The sequence below is a fragment of the Roseovarius salinarum genome (genome assembly GCF_002834145.1).
Taxonomy (GTDB): domain Bacteria; phylum Pseudomonadota; class Alphaproteobacteria; order Rhodobacterales; family Rhodobacteraceae; genus Roseovarius; species Roseovarius salinarum.
Genome location: NZ_PHNT01000004.1, coordinates 148,910 through 166,513, shown reverse-complemented (window position 1 = coordinate 166,513; position 17,604 = coordinate 148,910). Strand labels below are relative to the sequence as shown.

Below are 17,604 nucleotides of genomic sequence, written 5' to 3'. Positions count from 1 at the left end.
CTGCAAGGGCCGCCCATGCCGCCGGGCGACGCGTCGCGACGCACACCGCCCGGCGGCAGCCGTTTCGTCGTCAGCCGGAGGTCACTTCAACCGCTGCCCGTTGGCCAGCACCTGCCCCTCCTCGGTCACTTCGATCTTGGAGGTCAGCGTGTCCTCGCCCTCGCCCGGAACGGCGAACAGGCCCATCATCATCCGCGCCCCGTTGGCTTGTTCCTCGGGCAGCAGGCCCATCTCCGTCAACTTGTCGAGCAGGCCGTTGCCGCCGACAAGCTTGAGGTTGGCCTCGCCCTTGGGCGCGGGCATCCCGTCAAAGCTCTCGAGGTCCGAATTGTCGAAGGTGAAGGCGCCTTCGCCGGTCAGCCGCGCACCGACGGCATCGACCTCGATGGCGTTGATGTTGAGCGAATCCAGTTCGCCCGGCGGCGTGCCGCTGTCCTCTATCTCGGCCATCTGCTCGGGGTCGACGATGTCGGCGGTCAGCCGCGCCTTCCCGTCAACGTCGATCGCGACGGTGGCCGGCTCGTGCGGCAACTGCCCGGCCGGGTCGAACATGCCCCAGATCATCTCGGACATCTCGAAACCCGCCAGGGTCAGGGCAAAGCCGAAATCCTGCAATTCCTCGGATTTCTTGACGGGCATCGCCATGTCGAACGACATCTCCTCCATGCCCAGCTCGATCGGGAAAGGCAGATCGGGCACCGCCGCGTTCATCGCGTAATTCTGCGCCGAGCCGCCGTAGGAAATTCCGTCGGCGCTCATGTCGACGGTCAGCGCGCCCTCGTCGCTGCTGGTTTCGCCCTGAACGACATCTTCGCCGTCCTTGAAGTTGAACTTCGAGTGCCCCGCCTCGTACGCGTAGCGGAACGAGATTGCGAAACCGGCGTCGATCATCCGGGCAAGGTTCGAGGTGTCGACGTCCTTCGGCAGGGTGCCGTCGCCCTTGACCGACAGCGCGCCGAAGCCGCCCTGCATGACCATGCGGTCGCCGCTTTCGGGGTCCTTGAGGTCCAGGTCGTAGGTCACGGCACCGGTGTTCAGCGTCTGGCTGGACACCGCCGGGTCACCGGCCTGCATCTCGGTCGTTCCGGTCATGTTGGCGATGCTCATGGAGGCCGTGCCGAAATCCTCGGGCACGTCCGGCGCGTCGATATCGGCCAGCGCAAGCCCCATCGCGGCCGCGGAGTAATTGTAGGTCATCGCCCCGGGGTTTCCCGAAACCGTCATCGAGAACCCTTTCGAGGTGGCGTCGAGGACGACCGTCCCCGCTTCGCCGTCGGGCTCCACGAAATCCAGCGTCACGGGCATCTTGGGCGGGATCGAGACGGCCACCGTGCCATCGCCCTTCTGTTCGAGCATGAGATCGCCCATCGACATCTCGAGCGTGCCGTCCTCCTCGGGAATATCGAAGGTCATCCGAAGGTCCGAAACGGTCAGCGTGTCGCCCGCCATGCGTTCCTCGGCGCTGACCTCGTAGCCGAACCCTTCCAGGTAGGCGCGCCAGTTGGCCCAAACCTGTTCCGGGGTTACATCGGCCCACGCGGCCGGGGCCGCCAGGACCAGGGCGCCGGTGACACCGCACCGGAGTGAATTCCAGGCTTTCATGATCGACCCTTCCCTTGCATGAAATCTTCTGCCAGCTTCTGCGCAACACGCGTCCGGGTCAAGTGGGCGCAGCCGGCGCAGGCCCCGGGCACGCCCGGCAATGAACGGGTGATGGACCGGAGCGAAAGGACCGAGAAATGGACATGAGTGGCAAGACGGTGCTGGTGACGGGGGCCAGCCGCGGCATCGGCGCCGCCGCGGCGCGCGTGTTCGCCGAGGCGGGGGCCAACGTGGCGCTGGTGGCGCGCAGGAAGGACGCGATCGCCGAACTGGCCGGAGAGATCGGCCCCCGGGCGGTGGCCGTGCCCTGCGACATCAGCCGCTACTGGGAGGTCCAGGCCGCGGTCGACGCCTGTGTCAAGGCGTTCGGTGGCCTCGACGTGCTGATCGGCAACGCCGGGGTGATCTCGCCCATTTCGCATCTGGCCGAGGCCGACCCGGAGGCCTGGGGCCATGCCATCGACGTGAACCTGAAGGGCGTCTTCCACGGAATGCGCGCCGCCATGCCGGTGATGCAGGAGCGCGGCGGCGGAACGATCCTCACCGTCAGTTCCGGGGCGGCGCACAACCCTCTGGAAGGTTGGAGCCACTACTGTGCCTCGAAGGCCGGGGCCGCCATGCTGACGATGTGTGCCGATACCGAAGGCCGCGACCACGGCGTTCGGGTGATGGGCCTGTCGCCGGGCACCGTCGCCACGGAGATGCAGCGCGAGATCAAGGCCAGCGGCATGAACCCGGTGGCCCGGCTCGACTGGTCCGACCACATCCCGCCCGAGTGGCCAGCCAGGGCGCTGTTGTGGATGTGCAGCGAGGACGCGGACGCGTTCCTGGGCCGGGAGATCTCGCTGCGCGACCCCGAGATCCGCCGCCGCGCGGGCATCGCATGATCGGGCTGGAAAAGGACGGCGGGCTCTGGACCGTCACGCTCGACCGGGCGGACAAGGCCAACGCGCTGACCGAGGACATGCTCGCCCGCCTGTGCGATATCGCCGAGACCGCGCAGGACGCGCGCGCGTTGATCCTGACCGGCGCCGGCAAGGTGTTCTCGGCCGGCGCCGACCTCGAGGCCGCGCGCGCCGGCCTTGCGACCAGCCCGTCGTGGGAACGGCTTTCGAGCGCGATCGCGCAATTGCCGGGCCTGACGATCGCCGCGCTCAACGGCACGGTGGCCGGGGGCGCGATGGGCATGGTGCTGGCCTGCGACCTGCGCCTCGCCGTGCCGTCGGCCAAGGCGTTCTACCCCGTGATGAAACTGGGTTTCCTGCCGCAACCCTCCGATCCCGGTCGTCTCGCGGCCCTCGTGGGGCCGGCGCGGGCCAAGATGATCCTGATGGCCGGGCAGAAGATCGATGCGGAGACGGCGCTTTCATGGGGGTTGTTCGACAGGATCGTCCCTGCCGACACCCTCGCGGCGGAGGCGCGGGCGCTGGCCGCCGACACCCTGGGCGCCGACCCCGGGATCGCGGCGGGAATCAAGGCCATGTGCCGGCCGGCCTCTCCGCCGACACCCTCGACCCCGTGATGGCGCCCGTGGGCGCAGACCTCACCGCCTGCGCCGCGGCCCCGGCGTTTTCGAATTGAATTCCGGCGGGCGCCGCGACACCCAGCGGATGAATTTCGCCAGGCGTGGATGCGCGCGCAACGCGGCGACGGTATTGTAGTCGCGCGCCAGTTCCGCCTCGGTGAGCGTGGCGTGGATCTGGTCGTGGCAGATCTGGTGCAGCAGGACGGTCGGGCCGCCCTTGCCGCCTATCAGTTTCGGCACGAGGTGATGCGCGCTGGCCTTGACGCCTTCGGGGATGGGCCGGCCGCACAGCGGGCAAAGGGGGGCCTCCGTTCGCTCTTGATCCTTGCGCGCGGTCATGGGCAAGAGGATGCCGCGGCCGACACGGAAGGCAAGGGGGAAGGGATGCGCGAAAGGCGGTTGGCATGAGCGATGCGCTGGTCATCGGGGCCGGGCCGGCGGGCCTGATGGCCGCCGAGGAGATGGCGCGCGCCGGCCTGCGCGTGACCGTGGCCGAGGCCAAGCCATCGGCCGCGCGCAAGTTCCTGATGGCGGGAAAGTCCGGGCTGAACCTGACGAAGGACGAAGCGTTCGCGGCCTTCCTCGCGGCTTACGGGCCATCGGCGCGCGACCTGCGGCCCATGCTGGAGGCATTCGGCCCCACGCAGGTGCGCCGCTGGGCCGAGGGGCTCGGCCAGCCGCTGTTCACCGGCAGCTCGGGACGCGTGTTTCCCACCGGGATGAAGGCCTCGCCGCTGTTGCGCGCCTGGCTCGGGCGCCTGGCCGACCTGGGTGTCACGCTGCGCACGCGCTGGCGCTGGCTGGGCTGGTCCGCCGACGGCGACGCGGTGTTCGACACCCCGGACGGGCAGCAGACGGTTGCACCTGCGGTCACGGTGCTGGCCTGCGGCGGGGCGAGCTGGGGGCGGCTGGGCTCGGACGGCGCGTGGACGGCGCACCTGCCGGCCGCGGAGGTCACCCCTTTCGTCCCCTCGAACGTCGGGCTGTCGGTCGCGTGGTCGCCGCACATGGCGCCGCTGTTCGGCCACGCCGTCAAGGGCGTGGCGCTGCACGCGGGCGGGACGCGGGCACGCGGCGAGTTCGTGATCTCGGCCGGCGGGCTCGAGGGCGGCGGAATCTACGCAATCGGCCGGGCCCTGCGCAGTGGCGCGCCGCTCACGCTTGATCTGCTGCCGGATCTTGCGCCCGACGAGCTGCGCCGGCGGCTGGCACGCCCGCGTGGCAAGGCCAGCCTGTCCAACCACCTGCGCAAGGTCCTGCGGCTGTCACCCGAGAAGCGTGCCCTTCTCATGGAATTCGGCCGGCCCCTGCCCGACGACCTTGCGCCGCTGCTCAAGGCGCTGCCGGTGGCCCACCAGGGCCCCCGCCCCCTGGACGAGGCGATCTCGACCGCCGGCGGTTTGCGATTCGATGCCGTCGATTCGGCGCTGATGCTGCGCGCGCGCCCCGGCGTGTTCGCCGCCGGCGAAATGCTGGACTGGGACGCGCCGACGGGTGGCTACCTGCTGACCGCATGTCTCGCGACGGGCCGCTGGGCGGGCCGTGCCGCGGCGACGCGCGCCCGCTGAGCGCCCGCGCGCCTCAAGGCAGCGCGGCAACCGTTTCGAACGCCTTCCGCGCCTGCATGCGGGCGCGGAAGCCGGCCAGTGCGTCGCCGGGGGCGGGAAATTTCGCCGCCTCGGCCCAGGTCAGGCAATGGGCCAGCACGATGTCGGGCACCGTCATCATCTCGCCCATCAGGAAGGGCCCCTGCAGCGCCTCGGCCAGCCTGTCGAGGTTTCGGGTGTATTCCCATTTCAACGAGTCCTTGATCGCGGGCACGCGCCGTTCCTCGGGCAGGACGAAGCTGTGCCGCGCGGCCATCCACAGCAGGGCGTCGATGTCGGCCGTGACCTGTTGGGTCAGCGCGTCCTGACGCGCCCGGTCCAGTGTTCCGGCGGTGTAACTCAGCGCGCCGTGCTTGTCGCCGAGATAGGTCATGATCGCCACCGAGTCGGTCAGCACCGTGCCGTCGGCCACCAGGACCGGCACCTTGCCGGCGGGGCTGACGGTGCGCACCGCCTCGCTTTGCGGTTTCGCCGGGCTGTGTTCGTAGGGCTGGCCGAGTTCCTCGAGCATCCATAGAACGCGGAACGCGCGGCTGCCCCGCGTGCCGATGACCTGATACATGCCGTGCCTCCTGTTCACCGCCCGGGAAGGACAATACGCGGGGCGGCGCGGTGGCGGCAAGCCGGATCCGTCACCCGCGGGCGCGCGCGGCCATCATCGCGAGGCGGATCAGCGTGCGCTCCACCAGGGCCATCTCGGGGGCGTGCTGTCCGGCCGACCGCAGCTTCAGATCGGTGTCGGTGAGCAGCGACAGGGCCTTTTCCGTGTTCGCCGCGGGCCAGTTCCGTGCCTGCCGCAACACCCGGTCGCGCCGCGGCCCGAACACCGGCGGGCGCAGCGCCGCCACGCCCTTGGCCGGCCCGCCGGGGTCGACCGCCACCGCGTAGAGCCTTCGGAAATGTCCCGTCGCCCCGATGCACAGCCGCACCGGTTGCACGCCCTGTGCCTGAAGCCGACGGATAACGGGGCCGATCTCGGCGGGGCGTCCCTCTGCCACGATGTCGAGCACCTCGTCGACCTCGGCCTCGGTCGAGGTCGGCGCGCACGCAGTGATGTCCTCGACCGTGACGGGCGTGTCATCGTCCAGCTTGTAGAGCGCCAGTTTCTCGACCGTCTGCCGGAAGTCGCCCGGGGGCAGCGTGCGCGACAGTGCCGTGAGCGCGCCCCGCGCGTCACCCGACAGGTCGCGCAGCCCGGCGCCCTCGATGATGCCGCGCACCTCCTCGGACGACGGCGGATCATCGTAGATCGCCACGGCATAGGCGTTGGGGTGATCCTCGAACAGCTTGCGCAGCTTCGATCCCTTGGCCAAGGGGCCGGCGGTGACGACGATCTGCGCGTCGCCGTCGCGCCATTCCTCCAGCGCCGCCGCGATGGTGGGTGCCAGCCCGTCGGTCGCCTCCTCGACGAAGGCCGCGCGCTGGCCGGGGAAGAACCCCTGCGCCTTGACCGCGTCCAGCAGCTGCGCGGGATCCTTGCGCAAGTCGGCGGCGGCGATGCGGGCGAGACGCATCTCGTCCTCGCCCTGCGGCCCGATCAGCGCGGCGATGACCTCCTGCCGGCGCAGGGCGACGCGCATCGGGTCGTTGCCGAAGATCAGCAGCCCGGCGCGGCCGGGATCCGGCCGGGCGAAATAGCCGGCCGCGTCGCGGCCCGACAGCTTCATTCCGGCAGGTCCGGCGCCGCGAGCAGAAGACGGTCGACGATCTGGTCGGCCAGGATGGTCATCAGGCGTTCGCGCGCGTCCTCGCGCGCCGCGGTCGTGGCCACGGTGGAGCCCGAGGCCGAGTAGCTGGTGAAGCTGTCCACCTTGCCCGACAAAAGAACGCGCCCGTCGTCCAGATCGCGCAGCGCGTAGGTCGCCTCGCCCAGAAGGGTGTAGCGGGTGGTTACGTTGCCGGTCGCGATCGCCGCGCCCCGTTCGCGCGTCTCGACCGCGTGCGACAGGCCATAGCGGGACTTGCCGCCGCGGCCCAGGCGCTCCTCGAGCGTGCGGGTCAGAAGATAGCCCTCGCGCCCCTCGGGGGCGTCGACGCGTACCGCGCCCTGGATGGCCCGGCCGCCGCCCTGCGGGCCATAGACCGGGGTGAAGCCGCAGCCCGCCAGCGCCAGCGCCCCGGCCGGCACGGCGGCAAGAAGGAACCTGCGGCGATCAAATGACGACATTGACGATCCGACCGGGGACGACGATGACCTTCCTGGGCTGGGCCCCGTCCAGCGCCTTGGTCACAGCATCGGTGGCCAGCGCCGATTTTTCAACCTCCGCCTTGTCCATGTCGCGCGGCACGCGGATCTCGGTGCGCCGCTTGCCGTTGATCTGCACCGGAAGGGTGACGCTTTCGTCGACCAGCATCGCCTCGTCAGCCCGCGGCCAGGCGGCGGTGGCGACGAGACCCTCGCCGCCCAGCATCGTCCAAAGCTCCTCGGACAGGTGCGGCGTCATCGGCGCCATCAGCTGCGCCAGCGTGCGCGCGGCCTGCCGCTTGGCGTCGCCGCCCGCCTCGGACTTGGCCAGCGCGTTGGTGAAGGCATAGAGCCGCGCGATCGCGGCGTTGAACCCGAAGGAGTCGACCCCGCCGGTGACGTCGTGGATGGCGCGGTGCATCTCGCGCAGCAGGGTGTCGTCTGCCTCAGCCGTGCCCGCGCCGGCGGGCATCCGCGCGATCTCGGAAACAAGGCGGTAGACGCGGCTCAGGTGCTTGTGCGCGGCCTCGGCGCCGGCGTCGGTCCACTCCACGTCGCGCTCCGGCGGGCTGTCGGACAGCACGAACCAGCGCGCGGTGTCGGCGCCGAAGCGTTCGATGATGCTGACCGGGTCGACGACGTTCTTCTTTGATTTCGACATCTTGGCGGACGGGACGATTTCCACCGGCTCTCCCGTCGCGCCCAGCCGCGCCCCGCTTTCGTGCACCTCCACGTCGTCGGGGAAATGATAGACAGGCCGGTCGTTCTCGTCGCGGCTGACGTAGATCGCGTGCGTCACCATCCCCTGCGTGAACAGCGCGTCGAAGGGCTCGCGGCATTTCTCGGGCAGGTGGCCGCAGATCTGCATCGCCCGGGCGAAGAAGCGGGAATACAAGAGGTGCAGGATCGCGTGCTCGATCCCGCCGATGTACTGGTCGACGTTCATCCAGTATGTCGCGTCATCCAGATCGGTGGGCGTCACGGCGCGCGGCGCGGTGAAGCGCACGAAATACCACGAGCTGTCCACGAAGGTATCCATCGTGTCGGTTTCGCGCCGCGCGGGCGCCCCGCAGTTCGGGCAGGGCACGTCGCGCCACGTCGGGTGACGGTCGAGCGGGTTGCCCGGCTGGTCGAAGGCCACGTCGTCAGGCAGGGTGATGGGCAGGTTCTCCTTGCGCTCGGGCACCACGCCGCAGCTGTCGCAGTGCACCACGGGGATCGGGCAACCCCAGTAGCGCTGGCGCGAGAGCCCCCAGTCGCGCAGGCGGTAGTTCGTCACGCCGCGGCCCACGCCGCGGGATTCGCAGTGCGCGATCGCGGCGTCGACCGCGTCGTCGCCGGTCTGCATCTCCCCGCCCGTGACGGGGCGGACGTAGCGCACCGTTTCGGACTTGGGCGGCACGTAGGCGGGGCCGCCGGCCTCGGGGCGGGTGAAGCCCTCCGGCGGGTCGGCGGGCACGAAGGTGTCCATCACCGGCAGGCCATACTTGCGCGCGAAATCGAGGTCGCGCTGGTCGTGCGCGGGGCAGCCGAAAATCGCCCCGGTGCCATAGTCCATCAGGATGAAGTTGGCGACGTAGACCGGCAGCTCCCAGCTGTCGTCGAAGGGGTGACGCACCCGCAGTCCGGTGTCATGGCCCTTCTTCTCGGCCTTCTCCAGCTCCTCCTCGCTGGTGCCCATCCGGCGGCATTCGGCGTTGAAGGCGGCCAGCCCGGCGTCGTCCTGCTCGAGCTGCCGCGCCAGCGGGTGATCGGGCGAGACGCCGATGAAGCTCGCGCCCATCAGCGTGTCGGGCCGGGTGGTGTAGACCTCGATCTCGCCGTGGCCCTCGGGGCCGTCGATCACGTCGAAGGCGAACTGCAGCCCGCGCGACCGGCCGATCCAGTTGGCCTGCATCGTCTTGACCTTCGCCGGCCAGTCGTCGAGGCCCTCAAGCGCGTCGAGCAGGTCCTCGGCGAAATCGGAGATGCGGAAGAACCACTGTGTCAGCTCGCGCCGCTCCACCAGCGCGCCGGACCGCCAGCCGCGGCCGTTCTCGACCTGCTCGTTGGCCAGCACGGTCATGTCGACCGGGTCCCAGTTGACCACCGCGTTCTTGCGATAGACGAGGCCCTTTTCCAGGAAGTCGATGAACAGCGCCTGCTGCTGGCCGTAATACTCCGGGTCGCAGGTCGCGAATTCGCGGCTCCAGTCGATGGACAGGCCCAACGGCTTCATCTGCTCGCGCATGTCCGCGATGTTGGAATAGGTCCATTCCCTGGGATGGCCGCCCTTTTCCATCGCCGCGTTCTCGGCGGGCATGCCGAAGGCGTCCCAGCCCATCGGGTGCAGCACGTTGTGGCCGGTGGCCAGCTTGTAGCGCGCGATCAGGTCGCCCATCGTGTAGTTGCGCACGTGCCCCATGTGGATGCGCCCCGAGGGATAGGGGAACATTTCCAGCACGTAGTACTTGGGCCGGTCCTCGCTGCGACTGGCGCGGAAGATCCCGGCGTCGGTCCAGGCCTCCTGCCATTTCGTTTCGATCGCGGCGGCGGAATAGCGCGACATGGGCGGCAACCCCTTCGTGGTGGTTTCTCGTCTCAGCGCCGGTGATAGGCCGGGTGCCGCGCGGAATCCAGAGGCGGCGGGCAAAAATGCCATCTGTTGCGGGACGCGGGTAAGCGCCTATAAACGCGACACGCCATATCAGCTGGCGGACAGCGGCGCGGAACGGCGGAACGGCGCATGAAGATCCTTTTCATCCACCAGAACTTCCCGGGGCAGTTCAAGCACCTCGCGCCGGCGCTGGCGCAGGCCGGGCACGATTGCCGGTCGCTCACGCTGCGCGTCGACAAGCCCGCGACATGGAAGGGGGTGCAGGTTTTTCCCTATCGCCTGCCGGAGCGGTCGGGGCAGAACGTGCACCCGTGGCTCATCGACCTCGACACCAAGGTCACGCGGGCCGAGGCCTGTTTCCGCGCCGCGCAGCGGCTCAAGGATGATGGCTATGCCCCCGACCTGATCGTGGCGCACCCGGGCTGGGGCGAGGCGATGTTCCTGCGCGATCTCTGGCCGCAGGCGCGCATGGCGCTCTACTGCGAACTCTACCACCACGCCGATTACCCGCACCTGGGTTTCGATCCGGAGTTCGACGACCCGCCCGGGCTGGCCGAGGCGCTGCGCATCCGCATGAAGAACCTCAACAACCACCTGCATTTCCCGCACGCGCACGCCGGGCTCAGCCCGACCCGGTTCCAGGCCGACACCTTCCCGCCCGAGATTCGCGACAAGATCACGGTCATCCACGATGGCATCGACACGCGACGGGCAAGACCCGAGCGGCAGGCGCGCTTCGCCCTGTCGGAGGATACCGTGCTGACACGCGACGACGAGGTCATCACCTTCGTCAACCGCAACCTTGAGCCCTACCGCGGGTACCACGTGTTCATGCGCGCCCTGCCCAGGCTTCTGCAGGACCGTCCGGGCGCGCAGATCGTGATCGTCGGTGGCGACGAGGTCAGCTACGGCGCACGCCCGCCGAAGGGCCGGACGTGGAAGCAGATCTTCATCGACGAGGTGCGCGACCGGATTCCCGATGACGACTGGGCGCGCGTGCATTTCGTCGGCCGTATCGCCTATGACGATTTCCTGTCGCTGCTTCAGGTCGCCCGGGTGCACGTCTACCTGACCTACCCCTTCGTCCTGAGCTGGAGCCTGCTGGAGGCGATGAGCTGCGGCGCGGCCGTCGTGGCCAGCGACACCGCCCCGGTGCGCGAGGTCATCGACCACGACCACACGGGCCGGCTGGTGGGTTTCTTCGACGGCGACGCGCTGGTGGGCGAGGTCTGCGCCCTGCTCGACGACGCCGGGGCACGCGCGGCCCTTGGCGCGGCCGCGCGCGACCTGATGATCCGCGACTACGACCTGCGCACCGTCTGCCTGCCGCGTCAACTGGATTGGGTAAGCGACGTCATGGACTAGGACGGGCCGCGCCCGAGGGTCAGAAACGGCCGGCCTCGATACGCAACTGCCGCGCGCGGCCAAGGATCGCGTCCTCGATCTCGCGACGCGTGCTTTCGGCCACCGGGCCACGGCGCGTCTGAAGCGCCACGTTCAACGACCGGGCGTCCAGCGCCGGATCCTTGATCAACACCGTCGCGCGATAGGCCCGGCCGCCGCCCGGCGGCGTGCCGTATCCGGTAGAGATGACGCCGGTGAAGGGATCGGCCGCCTCGACCGGCAGGAAATCGAGAACGTCCAGCGACGCCTGCCACAGGAACCGGTTGACCTTCACGCCGGGATTCTTGTCACCGAACCCCAGCGCATCGAGCAGGCTGCCCTCGGGCCGGCCGGCCTGGCTGGGATCGTTCTGGCCACCGTCGCTGGGTTCGAGATTGTCGCGCTGGCCGCCGCAGGCCGCGAGCACCCCCAGAAGTGCGATGGTGGAAATTGCCTTCTTCGCGGAAAGGTGCATCTTGATACCTTGGGACGTTGGCTTTCCTTCCTACTATCCAACGCGGCTGGGTGGAGCAAGGAATTTGCGGGCCGCGCCCCGTCGCGTTGCGGCATGCGTGGAATCCTGCCAAAACGTGCCGCGCCCGCGGAAACCCGTGAGAGGAGACGAAAATGGGGCTTGCCGAGATCACGCAACGCATCGCCGCGGCCGAGGCGGAAGCCGGCCGTGCGGCGGGCAGCGTGACGCTGATCGCCGTCTCGAAGAAGCAGCCCGATGCCCGCGTCGAGGCCGTTCTGGAGCAAGGCCACCGCTGCTTCGGCGAAAACCGCGTGCAGGAGGCCGAAGCCAAGTGGCCGGGCTTTCGCGACCGGTTCGGCGGCATCGAGCTGCACCTCGTCGGCCCCTTGCAGACGAACAAGGCCCGCACGGCGCTGGGGCTTTTCCAGGCCATCCATTCGCTCGACCGGCCCAAGCTGGCGCGCACGCTCGCGCGGCTGGCACAGGAGGAAGGGCACTGCCCCGACCTGTTCATCCAGGTGAACACCGGCGAGGAACCGCAGAAGGCCGGTATCGCGCCGACGGATACCGATGCCTTCGTCGCGGAGTGCCGGCAGCTCGATCTGCCGGTGCGCGGCTTGATGTGCATCCCGCCGGTGGACGAGGAACCCGCGCTGCACTTCGCGCTGCTGGCCAAGCTGGCCGCGCGCAACGGGCTGGAGGGGCTGTCGATGGGCATGAGCGGCGATTTCGAACGCGCCATCGCGCAGGGTGCCACCCATGTGCGCGTGGGCAGCGCGATCTTCGGCGAACGCGACGAGGGCTAGCGCCCGAGGCACGGCACGATCAGCCGGCTTTCATGGTCCAGCCCGCGCGCGATGGCGCCCAGGTGGTCGCGGCGCAGGGCGATGCAGCCTTCTGTGGGGCATCCCGGACGCCGCCACTGGTGGATGAAGATGCATGAACCGCGCCCGGCCACGGCGCGGGGCCAGTTCCAGTCGGTCACCAGCACGAGGTCGTAAAGCGGGTCGGCCCGGCGCATCCGCTCGTGCCCGAACCCGTGCGGCGCGCGCACCATCAGGTTGTAGTCCGGGTCGCGCGGGTCGTCCGACCACAGATCGCCCGGCCGCAGCGGCACGGCCCAGTTGGTGGGCCGCGCCATGCGGTCGGGCCGGTAGAGCAGGCCCACGATGCGGTGGACACCCGCCGGCGTGGCCCCGTCCCCTTCGCGTTTGGCCCGCGAGATACCGCCCCTGCCGATCGCACAGGGATAGGTCCGCCCGCGAAACCGCAGGCCACTGGGCGTGAGGACAAGATCGCGCGGGGTCATGCCCGGGCAGATTGCCCCATCCGGGCGCCGGCCGAAAGCCCGAAAGGCAACGTAAAAGGCCGGCCCGCGCGGGCCGGCCGCCGATCGCTTTCCAGTGTGTCATGCGGCCGGAGCGCCCGGGCGGCCCGGCCGCGCGCTTGGCGGGATCAGTTCACCGCCTTGGCGTCGACCACGTCGGTCTCGCTCGCCTCGTCGCCCTTGGCGATCTCGATCCGGCGAGGCTTGAGCGCCTCGGGCACCTCGCGCACCAGGTCGATGTGCAGCATGCCGTCGGCGTGCGTCGCGCCGGTCACGCGCACGTAGTCGGCCAACTGGAACTTGCGCTCGAAGGCGCGCGTGGCGATGCCGCGATGCAGGTAGGTCTTGTTTTCGTCCTCGCCGGCCTTGCGTGCCGAGACGACGAGTTGCCCCTCCTTCACCTCGACCGACAGGTCGGACGCGGCGAACCCGGCCACCGCGATCGAGATGCGGTAGGCATCATCGGCGGTCTTCTCGATGTTGTAGGGGGGATAGCCGGGCTGGCCGACATCGTTTGCCAGGACACGGTCCATCATGTCGGCGATCTGGTCAAAGCCCACGGTTGCCCGGTACAGCGGGGCAAGATCGAAGTTACGCATGAGTCATCCTCCTTCATGAGCGATAACGGTTCATGTGCCTTCCCGGTCGGGACAGGCCAAGTCCCCGGCCCGCGCGGGCGGCGCCGGGGCCTCTGCAATTTGGGAAGGACCGATTCCCGTTTCAAGATCCGGGCGGGTGCCCTCAGGGCTTGGCGAATTTCGCCCCGGAGGCCCGCGCGCCGCTGCCCACGCGTTCGCGCCTGAAGCCGCCGGATTGCGCGGCCGGGCCCGGCGTCGTCCGCAGGGCGTGCCGAAGCGCGGCCACCGCCCCCGGCAATTCCATGCCATAGGCCAGCGGCCGCCCCTCGGAGTCGACACCGCCGCTGACCAGCGACAGGATGCGGGCCCGGGTCCGGGTGCGCACGAAGACCGGCGCACCCGACGACCCGAAGGTGACGTCGCAATCGAAGGCGATCACCCCCTCGCCGCGCGCCACGATACCGCAATCGCGTTGCCACGACAGGGCCGCGTCCCGCCCTCGCCCGTATGAGACGACGCTGACGCGGCCGGCGCCGGTGGCACCATCATGCAGGGCGAACGGCGCGGCCGTGGCGGCCGGGATCGCGTTGTCGAGCTTGAGCAGCGCCACGTCATGGCGGATGGTCTCGAGGCTCGCCGGCCGGGACGGATCGTGGGCCGGGTGCACCGCGACTCTGGCAATGCCGCGGCGGGCGATGCTTTCGCCGTCGCGCAGCCCCGCCTTGAAGGTCACGTCACCCGCCTCCACCGGCCCGGACGGGTCACCGTGGACGCAATGTGCCGCCGTGAGCACCTCGTCGGGGGCAATGAGGACACCGGTGCAATACCCGGCGCCGGCGATGTCGAGGCGGCCAACGGCCTCCCACCCGAACAGGTCGTCGCGCTGCGTCAGACGCATGAGTTCGCTGCCCGCCGTCGCCGGGCCGACCCCAGCGATCAGGGCCGCGGTCAGCAGCACCGCGCGGATCATGGTCGTTCGAACTTCGCACCGGTGTCGCGGCGGCCAGGTTCGCCCGGTTTCGCGAATCCGTCCGCCTCGTCCGCCAGTTTCCGCCTCAGCACGGCGAGCGGCGCTTCGAGCTGCGTGCCAAGCGACACCCGCCGACCGTCCATCCGGGCCTTGGCCGACACCACCGAAATCACGCGCGGGCGGCCGTTCTCGAAACTGAAGATCGGCGCGCCCGAGGCCCCGAAATCCACGTCGCATGAGGTGACCAGCACGCCCTCCTGGCGGGCCATCACGTCGCAGACCTGTTGCAGCGACGGCGCCTCGGCCCGGTCATGGGCATAGCTGACGACGCCGATCCGCTGGCCGCGGCGCGGCCGCGTGTCCGTGGCGAAGGGTGTCACGCGGGTGTTTCGAATGGGGTGGTGAAGTTCAAGCAGGGCGACGTCGTTGCGCACGCGGTCGGCCGACGCCTCGGTGTCGAACGCGTAGCCGGGGTGCACCACCGCCCGTCGCACCACGCGATAGGCCGCGGCGCGCCCGTTGCGCCAGCCGGCCAGGAACTCGATTCGCCCGCCCTCGATCCGCTGGCCCGTGGCGCGGTCGTACAGGCAATGCGCGGCCGTCAGCACGAGCTTCGGCGCGATCAGCGCGCCGGTGCAGAAACCGCGCCCGTCGATATCGAGCCGGCCCACGGCTTCCCAGCCGCGGCTGTCGTCCCCGGTGTCAAGGCGCTGCAACCGGCTGTCACCGCTCGCCGGCACCGCCATTGCCGCCAGAACCGCGAAGGCAAGGACAAACCTGCGCCGCATGACCCCTCCTCGAATGGCCTTTCGCGTCCACTATCAGCCATTGTGGGCGAAATTGCGGCGCGGGTCACGCGTGATCGTGCAGCGCGGGGATCGGCGGGGTGCGCTTGTCGGGGTCCTGCAGCGCGGGCGGCACAGGCCCGCCGGTCGCCCAGTCCAGCAGTTCGACGGTATGCACCATTGGCACGTCGGTGCCCTGCCCGATCTGCATCATGCAACCGATGTTGCCGGCGGCGATCACGTCCGGTTGCCTTGCCTCGATGGTGCGAATCTTGCGGTCCTTGAGCTGCTTGGAGATCGCGGGCTGCATCAGGTTGTAGGTTCCGGCAGAACCGCAGCACAGGTGGCTGTCGGCGGGCTCCACCACCGAGAAGCCGGCGCGCTTGAGCAGGTCCTTGGGATGTTTCTTGATCTGCTGGCCGTGCTGGAGCGAGCAGGCCGCGTGGTAGGCCACCCTGAGCCCCTTGTCCGGACCTTCGGGCAGGTCGAGCCGCGCCAGAAGCTCCGAGACATCCACCGCGATCCCGGACACGCGCGCGGCGTCCTCTGCCAGCGCGTCGGTGCGGAACATGTGGCCGTAATCCTTCACCGTCGTGCCGCAGCCCGACGTGTTGACGACGATCGCGTCCAGCCCTTCGCCGTCCATCTCGGCCGTCCAGGCGCGGATGTTCTTCGCGGCCGTGGCGTGGCTTTCATCCGTCTTGCCCATGTGGTGCGTGAGCGCCCCGCAGCAGCCGGCGCCGCGCGCGACGACCACCTCGCAGCCCAGCCGGGTGAGCAGCCGGATGGTGGCATCGTTGATGTCGGTGTTCAGCGCGCGTTGGGCGCAGCCGGTCATAAGCGCCACGCGCCTGACCCGCTCGCCCTGCGCCGGGAAGACCTGGGGGTCGTCGTTGCGGCTGACGGGCGGGATACGCTTGGGCGCCATCTCGAGCATGGCGCGCAGCCGCGGGTCCGGCATCAGCCGCGCGAAGGGCCGCCCGATCTTGGCCCCCAGCAGCGCCAGGCGGAACCGCCCCGGATAGGGCAGGATCCTGGCCAGCACCCAGCGCAGCGCGCGGTCGCGCAGCGGGCGGCGGTAGTTCTCCTCGATGTAGGTGCGGGCGTGATCGACGAGATGCATGTAATGCACGCCCGATGGGCAGGTCGTCATGCAGGCGAGGCACGAAAGGCAGCGGTCGATGTGGGTGACCGTCTTGTCGTCCGGAACCCGCTCGTTCTCCAGCATGTCCTTCATGAGGTAGATGCGCCCGCGCGGGGAATCGAGCTCGTCGCCCAGCACCTGGTACGTCGGGCAGGTCGCCGTGCAGAAACCGCAGTGCACACAGGCGCGCAGGATCTGGTTGCTGCGCGCGAAATCCGGGTCCGCAAGCTGGTCTTGGGTGAATTCGGTCTTCATGCCGCCGACGTGTCCCTTGCTTGCTGCTCCATCAGGCCCGGGTTGAACAGCCCCTTCGGGTCGAAACGCTGCTTGAGCCCGGCTTGCAGCGCGGCGACGGGCGCGGGCAGCGGCTGGAACGCCGGCGCGGCGCCCGCACCGCGGACCCGCGTGGCGTGCCCGCCGGCCTCGGCGACCGCCTGCCGGATCGCGGTGGCATCGGCGCCCGCGGCCTCTGGCAGAAGAAGCCAGACCAGGCCGCCACCCCAGTCATAGATCGCCTCGACGCCCTCCAGCCCGGCAACGATGCCGGGCGCGTCCGTTGGCTTGACCGAAAGCCGCCAGACGTCGCCGGGCCGGCCATGGAAAGGCGCGACATCGCGCACCGCCGCCCATGCGGCATGGACCGCCTCGGGGTCGGTTTCAAGCCGCGCCGGGCCGTACTCCGCCAGCCGCGCCTTGAGTTCCCCGGCCCGATAGGCGACCGACGCCTCGAAGCCTTCAAGCCGTATCATGGTCATCGGCGTTCCCTCGGGGCCGTGTTGCAGGTGGGCCGCGCCGGTGACCTCGTAGGGCGAGCCCAGCGCACGGCACAGCGCCTGTACGCCCCTGTCGTCAGACAACCCCGGAATCGTCAGCAGCCCCGTCGCCTTCGGCACCGGCAACACCTTGAGCGCCACCTCGGTGATCACGCCAAGCGTGCCATGGCTTCCCGCCATGAGGCGAACGAGATCGTAGCCGGTGACATTCTTCATCACCCGCCCGCCGTTGCGGATCACCCGGCCCTGCCCGTCCACGAAGCGCACGCCCAGCAGGAAATCGCGGCAGGCGCCCGCCTGGATCCGCCGCGGACCGGAGACATTCGCGGCCACCACGCCGCCGATCGTGGGCTCGCCTTGCGTGTCCAGCAGGCCGCGATGGTCCATCGGTTCGAACGGCAGGCGCTGCCCTTCGCCGGCAAGCACGGCCTCGACTTCCGCGAGCGGGGTGCCCGCCCGGACAACAAGCGTCAGCGCGCCGGGTTCGTACAACTCCACCCCCGACAGCGCCCGCGTGCTCAGCGGCGCGCCCCCGGGCACGCCACCGACGGGCCGCGTGCCACCGCCGAGGATGCGCAGCGGCCTCTGGGCGCCCGCAACGGTTTCTGCAAGCTCGGGCTCGGTCTCGGGTGTCAGCATCTTCTTCCTGCCTTG

General features: G+C 69.8%; 18 protein-coding genes. 5 read left to right on the top strand and 13 right to left on the bottom strand.

Annotated elements, in window-relative coordinates; genetic code table 11:
- Nucleotides 1–81: 81 nt before the first annotated feature.
- A complete protein-coding gene (locus CEF10_RS06215; protein ID WP_101067263.1) occupies nucleotides 82–1,602 on the bottom strand; it encodes a DUF2125 domain-containing protein in 1,521 nt (506 codons plus the stop codon).
- Between the two features lie 137 nt (nucleotides 1,603–1,739).
- Between CEF10_RS06215 and CEF10_RS06210 the strand changes: the two genes are divergently transcribed.
- Both CEF10_RS06210 and CEF10_RS06205 read left to right on the top strand, forming a co-directional pair.
- Entirely contained in the window at nucleotides 1,740–2,489 is a 750-nt protein-coding gene (locus CEF10_RS06210; protein WP_101067262.1) for an SDR family oxidoreductase, read from the top strand.
- Nucleotides 2,486–3,124 carry an enoyl-CoA hydratase/isomerase family protein gene (locus CEF10_RS06205; protein ID WP_101067261.1) on the top strand — a complete coding sequence of 213 codons (639 nt, stop codon included), beginning with the start codon at nucleotides 2,486–2,488 and terminating at the stop codon, nucleotides 3,122–3,124. The genes CEF10_RS06210 and CEF10_RS06205 overlap by 4 nt, the downstream gene beginning before the upstream one ends.
- A gap of 21 nt (nucleotides 3,125–3,145) precedes the next feature.
- Here CEF10_RS06205 and CEF10_RS06200 read toward each other — a convergent pair whose 3' ends face one another.
- Nucleotides 3,146–3,466, bottom strand: coding sequence for an HNH endonuclease family protein (locus tag CEF10_RS06200; protein WP_101067260.1), 321 nt, complete (start codon nucleotides 3,464–3,466; stop codon nucleotides 3,146–3,148).
- Between the two features lie 65 nt (nucleotides 3,467–3,531).
- Here CEF10_RS06200 and CEF10_RS06195 point away from each other — a divergent pair, with 65 nt between their 5' ends.
- Nucleotides 3,532–4,695: a TIGR03862 family flavoprotein gene (locus CEF10_RS06195; protein WP_101067259.1), complete on the top strand. Its 1,164-nt coding sequence runs from the start codon at nucleotides 3,532–3,534 to the stop codon at nucleotides 4,693–4,695.
- A 13-nt stretch (nucleotides 4,696–4,708) separates the two neighbouring features.
- On the opposite strand, the gene CEF10_RS06190 is transcribed toward CEF10_RS06195, so the two are convergent.
- The 4 genes from CEF10_RS06190 to leuS all read right to left on the bottom strand — a co-directional run bounded on the left by CEF10_RS06190 (nucleotide 4,709) and on the right by leuS (nucleotide 9,467).
- Nucleotides 4,709–5,296: a glutathione S-transferase family protein gene (locus CEF10_RS06190; RefSeq protein ID WP_101067258.1), complete on the bottom strand. Its 588-nt coding sequence runs from the start codon at nucleotides 5,294–5,296 to the stop codon at nucleotides 4,709–4,711.
- Nucleotides 5,297–5,366: 70 nt separating this feature from the next.
- Nucleotides 5,367–6,401 (bottom strand): DNA polymerase III subunit delta, encoded by a 1,035-nt coding sequence (gene holA / locus CEF10_RS06185; protein WP_101067257.1) that lies wholly within the window; start codon nucleotides 6,399–6,401, stop codon nucleotides 5,367–5,369.
- The gene (lptE, locus tag CEF10_RS06180) at nucleotides 6,398–6,901 is read right to left on the bottom strand and encodes an LPS assembly lipoprotein LptE (protein ID WP_101067256.1); all 504 of its coding nucleotides are present in this window, start codon (nucleotides 6,899–6,901) and stop codon (nucleotides 6,398–6,400) included. The genes holA and lptE overlap by 4 nt, the downstream gene beginning before the upstream one ends.
- Nucleotides 6,888–9,467, bottom strand: a complete 2,580-nt coding sequence (gene leuS, locus CEF10_RS06175; protein WP_101067255.1) for a leucine--tRNA ligase — start codon at nucleotides 9,465–9,467, stop codon at nucleotides 6,888–6,890. The genes lptE and leuS overlap by 14 nt, the downstream gene beginning before the upstream one ends.
- A gap of 177 nt (nucleotides 9,468–9,644) precedes the next feature.
- On the opposite strand from leuS, the gene CEF10_RS06170 reads away from it, so the two are divergent.
- Nucleotides 9,645–10,880 carry a glycosyltransferase gene (locus tag CEF10_RS06170; protein ID WP_101067254.1) on the top strand — a complete coding sequence of 412 codons (1,236 nt, stop codon included), beginning with the start codon at nucleotides 9,645–9,647 and terminating at the stop codon, nucleotides 10,878–10,880.
- A 19-nt stretch (nucleotides 10,881–10,899) separates the two neighbouring features.
- Here the strand turns inward: CEF10_RS06170 and CEF10_RS06165 are convergent, their stop codons facing one another.
- Nucleotides 10,900–11,373, bottom strand: coding sequence for a DUF3576 domain-containing protein (locus CEF10_RS06165; protein ID WP_101067253.1), 474 nt, complete (start codon nucleotides 11,371–11,373; stop codon nucleotides 10,900–10,902).
- A gap of 152 nt (nucleotides 11,374–11,525) precedes the next feature.
- On the opposite strand from CEF10_RS06165, the gene CEF10_RS06160 reads away from it, so the two are divergent.
- Nucleotides 11,526–12,179 carry a YggS family pyridoxal phosphate-dependent enzyme gene (locus CEF10_RS06160; RefSeq protein ID WP_101067252.1) on the top strand — a complete coding sequence of 218 codons (654 nt, stop codon included), beginning with the start codon at nucleotides 11,526–11,528 and terminating at the stop codon, nucleotides 12,177–12,179.
- Here CEF10_RS06160 and CEF10_RS06155 read toward each other — a convergent pair.
- The 6 genes from CEF10_RS06155 to glcE form a co-directional block, all read right to left on the bottom strand.
- Nucleotides 12,176–12,682: a L,D-transpeptidase family protein gene (locus CEF10_RS06155; RefSeq protein WP_101067251.1), complete on the bottom strand. Its 507-nt coding sequence runs from the start codon at nucleotides 12,680–12,682 to the stop codon at nucleotides 12,176–12,178. The two genes, CEF10_RS06160 and CEF10_RS06155, sit on opposite strands and share 4 nt — an antisense overlap.
- A gap of 146 nt (nucleotides 12,683–12,828) precedes the next feature.
- Nucleotides 12,829–13,299 carry an Hsp20 family protein gene (locus CEF10_RS06150; RefSeq protein ID WP_101067250.1) on the bottom strand — a complete coding sequence of 157 codons (471 nt, stop codon included), beginning with the start codon at nucleotides 13,297–13,299 and terminating at the stop codon, nucleotides 12,829–12,831.
- A 142-nt stretch (nucleotides 13,300–13,441) separates the two neighbouring features.
- Nucleotides 13,442–14,248, bottom strand: coding sequence for a trypsin-like serine peptidase (locus CEF10_RS06145; RefSeq protein WP_101067249.1), 807 nt, complete (start codon nucleotides 14,246–14,248; stop codon nucleotides 13,442–13,444).
- A complete protein-coding gene (locus tag CEF10_RS06140; RefSeq protein WP_101067248.1) occupies nucleotides 14,245–15,036 on the bottom strand; it encodes a trypsin-like serine peptidase in 792 nt (263 codons plus the stop codon). Before CEF10_RS06140 ends, CEF10_RS06145 begins: the two co-directional genes overlap by 4 nt.
- Before the next feature lie 64 nt (nucleotides 15,037–15,100).
- A complete protein-coding gene (gene glcF, locus CEF10_RS06135; protein ID WP_101067247.1) occupies nucleotides 15,101–16,432 on the bottom strand; it encodes a glycolate oxidase subunit GlcF in 1,332 nt (443 codons plus the stop codon).
- On the bottom strand, nucleotides 16,429–17,586 hold the full coding sequence (gene glcE / locus CEF10_RS06130) for a glycolate oxidase subunit GlcE (protein ID WP_101067301.1): 1,158 nt from the start codon (nucleotides 17,584–17,586) through the stop codon (nucleotides 16,429–16,431). Before glcE ends, glcF begins: the two co-directional genes overlap by 4 nt.
- Nucleotides 17,587–17,604: the final 18 nt, after the last annotated feature.